Below are 7,533 nucleotides of genomic sequence, written 5' to 3' on the forward strand. Positions count from 1 at the left end.
TTCACCCCCAGGCCGTTGCTCGCCGAGGGCGGGGACGGAGTGGACGACGGCAATGGTGGCGGCCGCGGCGGGCGGCCCGGGAAGCTCGCCTTCGTGATTGATTTACTTGTACTTTTAATTGGGGTCTTAATCCTCCTCCTGATGATTATCAAATTTAAAATTAACACTTTTGTGTCCTTGATTGTCGTAGCGGTTTTAGTTGGGTTAGGACTTGGAATGCCACTCGGTCAAATCCCTGTTTCAATCCAAAACGGAATCGGAGGCTCATTAGGAGAGTTAGCAATCGTTTTTGGTTTTGGAGCAATGCTTGGAAGACTAATTGCTGATGCTGGTGGAGCCTATCGTATCTCAAAAACGCTTATTAACAGTTTTGGTAAAAAAAGAATTCAATGGGCAATTATGGTTGCCAGTTTCATTATTGGGATTGCCCTCTTCTTTGAAGTTGGGATGGTTCTCTTGATTCCGATTGTCTTTGCCGTCGCCTTAGAAGTAAGCGTTCCCTTGATTTACCTCGGAATTCCAATGGCAGCCGGACTTTCAGTAACTCACGGATTCTTACCTCCTCATCCAGCACCAATTGCAATTGCCGGTGTACTAGGCGCAAATCCTGGAACTGTTCTCCTTTACGGAATTATTGCAGCAATTCCAACAGTCATTATCGCAGGTCCAGTTTTCACAAAAATTGCTAAAAAATGGGTTCCAGAAGCCTTTGTTGTAAAAAATAAACTATCCGCCTTTGGTGAAATCAAAGAATGGAAATTAGAAGAAACTCCAGGATTTGGAATTTCCATCTTGACAGCATTAATGCCAGTAATCTTAATGGCAATCAGCACCATTTATTCTATCGCGACTAATGATGGGAAACCCTTTGCCGCAGTAACAACAAGTGCAATGAAAGCAGGAAAGGTAGTAACGACCACCACTTACCCATCAAGTTTTGTTGAAAATGTGATGATGTTTATTGGTAATCCTGTATCGGCAATGATTATTTCACTACTCTTTGCCTTAGTTACTATGGGTTGGATGCAACGTAAGAAAAATTCTGAAATTGCAGTATCGATTGCAGATTCAGTTAAATCAATTGCGATGCTATTGTTAGTTATCGGTGGTGGAGCAGCTCTTAAATAAATTCTTATTGATGGAGGGATTTCAGTCCAAATCGCCAATATGTTTAAAGATTCACCACTTTCGCCATTGTTACTTGCTTGGATCATCACAGTAATTTTACGTGTAGCCTTAGGTTCTGCAACCGTGGCCGCTTTAACAGCAGCAGGTTTAGTTCAACCAATGCTTGCATCAGCTTCTCCAAATACAGCCGCACTAATGGTCTTGGCAATAGGGGCAGGTTCAATTGCCGCATCTCATGTTAACGATGCAGGATTCTGGATGTTTAAAGAATACTTTGATTTAGATGTCAAACAAACATTAAAAACTTGGACAGTACTAGAAACGATTATCGCAGTTGTAGGTTTAGGGATAGTCATGTTGATGAGTATCTGGGTACATTAATAAAAAAATAAGTCAATTTTGACTTATTTTTTTAATTTACCAAAGCTAGTGGTGGCATGAAATAAAGCGAATACAGGAGAGGGAAAAAGCGAACGTAAGATAAAAAAAGGTATAAAAGTCACAGTTAATTCTTGACAAGTTTAGTTAGGTTTGATAGAATATAATAGTTGTCGCAAGAGACGAGGGTCTTGAAGCGATAAGCTAGACCATTGAAAACTGAATAAAGAAGAATGACTCATGTGATGTAGTAAGATACATCAAAAATCTGTCAATCAATAATGAAAGACAAGCCAGTCACTAAGGTGACTTAAATACTTTATTTGAGAGTTTGATCCTGGCTCAGGACGAACGCTGGCGGCGTGCCTAATACATGCAAGTTGAGCGCTGAAGGTTGGTACTTGTACCGACTGGATGAGCAGCGAACGGGTGAGTAACGCGTGGGGAATCTGCCTTTGAGCGGGGGACAACATTTGGAAACGAATGCTAATACCGCATAAAAACTTTAAACACAAGTTTTAAGTTTGAAAGATGCAATTGCATCACTCAAAGATGATCCCGCGTTGTATTAGCTAGTTGGTGAGGTAAAGGCTCACCAAGGCGATGATACATAGCCGACCTGAGAGGGTGATCGGCCACATTGGGACTGAGACACGGCCCAAACTCCTACGGGAGGCAGCAGTAGGGAATCTTCGGCAATGGACGAAAGTCTGACCGAGCAACGCCGCGTGAGTGAAGAAGGTTTTCGGATCGTAAAACTCTGTTGGTAGAGAAGAACGTTGGTGAGAGTGGAAAGCTCATCAAGTGACGGTAACTACCCAGAAAGGGACGGCTAACTACGTGCCAGCAGCCGCGGTAATACGTAGGTCCCGAGCGTTGTCCGGATTTATTGGGCGTAAAGCGAGCGCAGGTGGTTTATTAAGTCTGGTGTAAAAGGCAGTGGCTCAACCATTGTATGCATTGGAAACTGGTAGACTTGAGTGCAGGAGAGGAGAGTGGAATTCCATGTGTAGCGGTGAAATGCGTAGATATATGGAGGAACACCGGTGGCGAAAGCGGCTCTCTGGCCTGTAACTGACACTGAGGCTCGAAAGCGTGGGGAGCAAACAGGATTAGATACCCTGGTAGTCCACGCCGTAAACGATGAGTGCTAGATGTAGGGAGCTATAAGTTCTCTGTATCGCAGCTAACGCAATAAGCACTCCGCCTGGGGAGTACGACCGCAAGGTTGAAACTCAAAGGAATTGACGGGGGCCCGCACAAGCGGTGGAGCATGTGGTTTAATTCGAAGCAACGCGAAGAACCTTACCAGGTCTTGACATACTCGTGCTATTCCTAGAGATAGGAAGTTCCTTCGGGACACGGGATACAGGTGGTGCATGGTTGTCGTCAGCTCGTGTCGTGAGATGTTGGGTTAAGTCCCGCAACGAGCGCAACCCCTATTGTTAGTTGCCATCATTAAGTTGGGCACTCTAACGAGACTGCCGGTGATAAACCGGAGGAAGGTGGGGATGACGTCAAATCATCATGCCCCTTATGACCTGGGCTACACACGTGCTACAATGGATGGTACAACGAGTCGCGAGACAGTGATGTTTAGCTAATCTCTTAAAACCATTCTCAGTTCGGATTGTAGGCTGCAACTCGCCTACATGAAGTCGGAATCGCTAGTAATCGCGGATCAGCACGCCGCGGTGAATACGTTCCCGGGCCTTGTACACACCGCCCGTCACACCACGGGAGTTGGGAGTACCCGAAGTAGGTTGCCTAACCGCAAGGAGGGCGCTTCCTAAGGTAAGACCGATGACTGGGGTGAAGTCGTAACAAGGTAGCCGTATCGGAAGGTGCGGCTGGATCACCTCCTTTCTAAGGAATATATACAAAGACGTGAGCATTCAACTTTATTCAGTTTTGAGGGGTTTAGTGATAAACCTAAGCAAGAATCAAATTCTTGATTGTGGGGCCTTAGCTCAGCTGGGAGAGCGCCTGCTTTGCACGCAGGAGGTCAGCGGTTCGATCCCGCTAGGCTCCATTGTCAGACAAGACGTTAAAATCACTTGAACATTGAAAACTAAATAACAATATCTAATAACGATAAATAAACCAAAAGCTGTGAATTTTAAAGAATTTACAAACTTATACTTGAAAAACGATGATTATAAATCATCATGGCAAAGTTAATAAGGGCGCACGGTGGATGCCTTGGCACTAAGAGCCGATGAAGGACGTGACTAACGACGATATTCTAGGGGGAGCAGTAAGTACGCATTGATCCCTAGGTCTCCGAATGGGGAAACCCAGCTGCTACTAGCAGTTATTCATGAGTGAATACATAGCTCATGTAAAGGTAACGCAGAGAACTGAAACATCTAAGTACCTGCAGGAAGAGAAAGTAAAAACGATTTCGTAAGTAGCGGCGAGCGAACGCGAAGAAGGGCAAACCAAGAAGCTTGCTTCTTGGGGTTGTAGGACTGCAACGTGGACTTAAGCATTATAGTCGAATAACCTGGGAAGGTTAATCAAAGAGGGTAATAATCCCGTAGACGAAATAGCGCTTATACCTAGCAGTATCCTGAGTAGGGCTGGACACGCGAAATCCAGTTTGAATCCGGGAGGACCATCTCCCAACCCTAAATACTCCTTAGTGACCGATAGTGAACCAGTACCGTGAGGGAAAGGTGAAAAGAACCCCGAGAGGGGAGTGAAATAGCACCTGAAACCGTGTGCCTACAAGAAGTTCGAGCCCGTTAATGGGTGAGAGCGTGCCTTTTGTAGAATGAACCGGCGAGTTACGTTATGATGCGAGGTTAAGTTGAAGAGACGGAGCCGTAGGGAAACCGAGTCTGAATAGGGCGACTTAGTATCATGATGTAGACCCGAAACCTAGTGACCTATCCATGAGCAGGGTGAAGGTGTGGTAAGACGCACTGGAGGCCCGAACCAGGACACGTTGAAAAGTGTTTGGATGACTTGTGGATAGCGGAGAAATTCCAAACGAACTGGGAGATAGCTGGTTCTCTCCGAAATAGCTTTAGGGCTAGCGTCGAAATGTAAGTGTATTGGAGGTAGAGCACTGTTTGGGTGAGGGGTCCGTCTAGGATTACCAATCTCAGATAAACTCCGAATGCTAATACACATGTTCGGCAGTCAGACTGCGAGTGCTAAGATCCGTAGTCGAAAGGGAAACAGCCCAGACCAACAGCTAAGGTCCCAAAATATATGTTAAGTGGAAAAGGATGTGGGGTTGCACAGACAACTAGGATGTTAGCTCAGAAGCAGCTATCATTCAAAGAGTGCGTAATAGCTCACTAGTCGAGTGACCCTGCGCCGAAAATGTACCGGGGCTAAACATATTACCGAAGCTTTGGATTGATATTTTATCAATGGTAGGAGAGCGTTCTTAACCGCGATGAAGGTATACCGTGAGGAGTGCTGGAGCGTTAAGAAGTGAGAATGCCGGTATGAGTAGCGCAAGATAAGTGAGAATCTTATCCACCGTAAGACTAAGGTTTCCAGGGGAAGGCTCGTCCGCCCTGGGTTAGTCGGGACCTAAGGCGAGGCCGAAAGGCGTAGTCGATGGACAACTGGTTGATATTCCAGTACTAGATATGATCGTGATGGAGGGACGCAGTAGGCTAAGAGATGCCAGTTAATGGATTCTGGTCTAAGCAGTGAGGTGTGAGATGTGTCAAATGCATTTCTCTTTAACATTGAGCTGTGATGGGGAAGCAACTACGGTTGCGAACTCTCTGATGTCACACTGCCAAGAAAAGCTTCTAGCGTAAAGTCATATCTACCCGTACCGCAAACCGACACAGGTAGTCGAGGCGAGTAGCCTCAGGTGATCGAGAGAACTCTCGTTAAGGAACTCGGCAAAATAGCCCCGTAACTTCGGGAGAAGGGGTGCTGGTGTAAAAGCCAGCCGCAGTGAATAGGCCCAAGCAACTGTTTATCAAAAACACAGCTCTCTGCTAAACCGCAAGGTGATGTATAGGGGGTGACGCCTGCCCGGTGCTGGAAGGTTAAGAGGAGTGCTTAGACGTAAGTCGAAGGTATGAATTGAAGCCCCAGTAAACGGCGGCCGTAACTATAACGGTCCTAAGGTAGCGAAATTCCTTGTCGGGTAAGTTCCGACCCGCACGAAAGGCGTAATGATTTGGGCACTGTCTCAACGAGAGACTCGGTGAAATTTTAGTACCTGTGAAGATGCAGGTTACCCGCGACAGGACGGAAAGACCCCATGGAGCTTTACTGTAGTTTGATATTGAGTACCTGTAAGTCATGTACAGGATAGGTAGGAGCCATTGAAATAGGGACGCTAGTTTCTATTGAGGCGTTGTTGGGATACTACCCTTGACTTATGGTTACTCTAACCCGCTGGCATAATCGGCCAGGGAGACAGTGTCTGACGGACAGTTTGACTGGGGCGGTCGCCTCCTAAAGAGTAACGGAGGCGCTCAAAGGTTGGCTCAGATTGGTTGGAAATCAATCGTAGAGTGTAAAGGTAAAAGCCAGCTTGACTGCGAGAGCTACAACTCGAGCAGGTAGGAAACTAGGACTTAGTGATCCGGTGGTACCGCATGGAAGGGCCATCGCTCAACGGATAAAAGCTACCCTGGGGATAACAGGCTTATCTCCCCCAAGAGTTCACATCGACGGGGAGGTTTGGCACCTCGATGTCGGCTCGTCGCATCCTGGGGCTGTAGTCGGTCCCAAGGGTTGGGCTGTTCGCCCATTAAAGCGGCACGCGAGCTGGGTTCAGAACGTCGTGAGACAGTTCGGTCCCTATCCGTCGCGGGCGTAGGTAATTTGAGAGGATCTGTCCTTAGTACGAGAGGACCGGGATGGACTTACCGCTGGTGTACCAGTTGTTCCGCCAGGAGCACGGCTGGATAGCTATGTAGGGAAGGGATAAGCGCTGAAAGCATCTAAGTGCGAAGCCCACCTCAAGATGAGATTACCCATTCGTAAGAATTAAGAGCCCAGAGAGATGATCTGGTAGATAGGCTGGAAGTGGAAGAGTTGCGAGACTTGGAGCGGACCAGTACTAATCGCTCGAGGACTTTACCAAAAGAGTCAAATATAATATGCTTATGGTTTAAAAGTTAGAAGAATTGTTATTTAGTTTTGAATGTTCAAGGTAACATTTAATGATTTGGTCATCATTGCGATGGAGATACACCTGTTCCCATGTCGAACACAGAAGTTAAGTCCATCTACGGCGGAAGTACTTGGGGGTTGCCCCCTGGGAGATAGGCGAGTGGCCAAGTTTTGGGAGTTTAGCTCAGCTGGGAGAGCATCTGCCTTACAAGCAGAGGGTCAGCGGTTCGATCCCGTTAACTCCCATTGGTTGTTTCAGCCATTAAGTGAATAAAGGTTCTGTAGTGTAGCGGTTATCACGTCGCCCTGTCACGGCGAAGATCGCGGGTTCGATTCCCGTCAGAACCGTTAGTAGAAATACTAATGACTCGTTAGCTCAGTTGGTAGAGCATTTGACTTTTAATCAAAGGGTCGCTGGTTCGAGCCCAGCACGGGTCATAATCCTAGCGGATGTGGCGGAATTGGCAGACGCACTAGATTTAGGATCTAGCGCTTAACGGCGTGGGGGTTCAAGTCCCTTCATCCGCATACTAGGTATTAGCCGACTTAGCTCAGTTGGTAGAGCATCTGATTTGTAATCAGAGGGTCGCGTGTTCGAATCATGTAGTCGGCATTGTCGTAAGACACAAAGTTTAAGTGCGAACGTAGTTCAGGGGTAGAACACAACCTTGCCATGGTTGGGGTCGCGAGTTCGAATCTCGTCGTTCGCTTGATAATTCTCCCAAGTGGGAGTTTTTGTATAATACCCGGGGTGGCGGAACTGGCAGACGCACAGGACTTAAAATCCTGCGAGGGGTAACCTTCGTACCGGTTCGAAACCGGTCCTCGGGATCCCGCGTCGAAGGCGGCTCCAGCACCGCTGGCAACGCGAATCAGCAGAACATCGCCCAGGAAGGCCGGCAGAACAACGCCTGCGCCAACCTCAAC

Annotated in this window: 8 tRNA genes, 3 rRNA genes and 1 pseudogene; all 12 read left to right on the forward strand. The window is 47.3% G+C overall.

Going from position 1 to position 7,533, the window contains the following annotated elements:
• Nucleotides 1-93: 93 nt before the first annotated feature.
• The 12 genes and pseudogenes from AB0M26_RS30830 (at nt 94) to AB0M26_RS30885 (ending at nt 7,437) form a co-directional block, all read left to right on the forward strand.
• Nucleotides 94-1,509 (forward strand): annotated as a pseudogene (locus AB0M26_RS30830) (gluconate:H+ symporter).
• Between the two features lie 316 nt (nt 1,510-1,825).
• Nucleotides 1,826-3,372 (forward strand): 16S ribosomal RNA (locus AB0M26_RS30835).
• A gap of 93 nt (nt 3,373-3,465) precedes the next feature.
• A tRNA-Ala gene (locus tag AB0M26_RS30840) sits at nt 3,466-3,538 on the forward strand.
• A 138-nt stretch (nt 3,539-3,676) separates the two neighbouring features.
• Nucleotides 3,677-6,577: ribosomal RNA gene (locus tag AB0M26_RS30845) — 23S ribosomal RNA — on the forward strand.
• An 83-nt stretch (nt 6,578-6,660) separates the two neighbouring features.
• Nucleotides 6,661-6,776 (forward strand): 5S ribosomal RNA (gene rrf / locus AB0M26_RS30850).
• The 16S, 23S and 5S rRNA genes sit together here with 8 tRNA genes alongside, the layout of an rRNA operon.
• Before the next feature lie 3 nt (nt 6,777-6,779).
• Nucleotides 6,780-6,852 (forward strand) — tRNA-Val (locus tag AB0M26_RS30855).
• A gap of 29 nt (nt 6,853-6,881) precedes the next feature.
• Nucleotides 6,882-6,954, forward strand: a tRNA-Asp gene (locus tag AB0M26_RS30860).
• Between the two features lie 17 nt (nt 6,955-6,971).
• Nucleotides 6,972-7,044: transfer RNA gene (locus AB0M26_RS30865), tRNA-Lys, on the forward strand.
• Nucleotides 7,045-7,052: 8 nt separating this feature from the next.
• Nucleotides 7,053-7,134, forward strand: a tRNA-Leu gene (locus AB0M26_RS30870).
• A 12-nt stretch (nt 7,135-7,146) separates the two neighbouring features.
• Nucleotides 7,147-7,219 (forward strand) — tRNA-Thr (locus AB0M26_RS30875).
• Between the two features lie 25 nt (nt 7,220-7,244).
• Nucleotides 7,245-7,316: transfer RNA gene (locus AB0M26_RS30880), tRNA-Gly, on the forward strand.
• 35 nt (nt 7,317-7,351) lie between these two features.
• Nucleotides 7,352-7,437, forward strand: a tRNA-Leu gene (locus AB0M26_RS30885).
• Nucleotides 7,438-7,533 lie beyond the last annotated feature (96 nt).

This window comes from Streptomyces sp. NPDC051776 (assembly GCF_040681345.1).
Classification (GTDB): Bacteria; Actinomycetota; Actinomycetes; order Streptomycetales; family Streptomycetaceae; genus Streptomyces.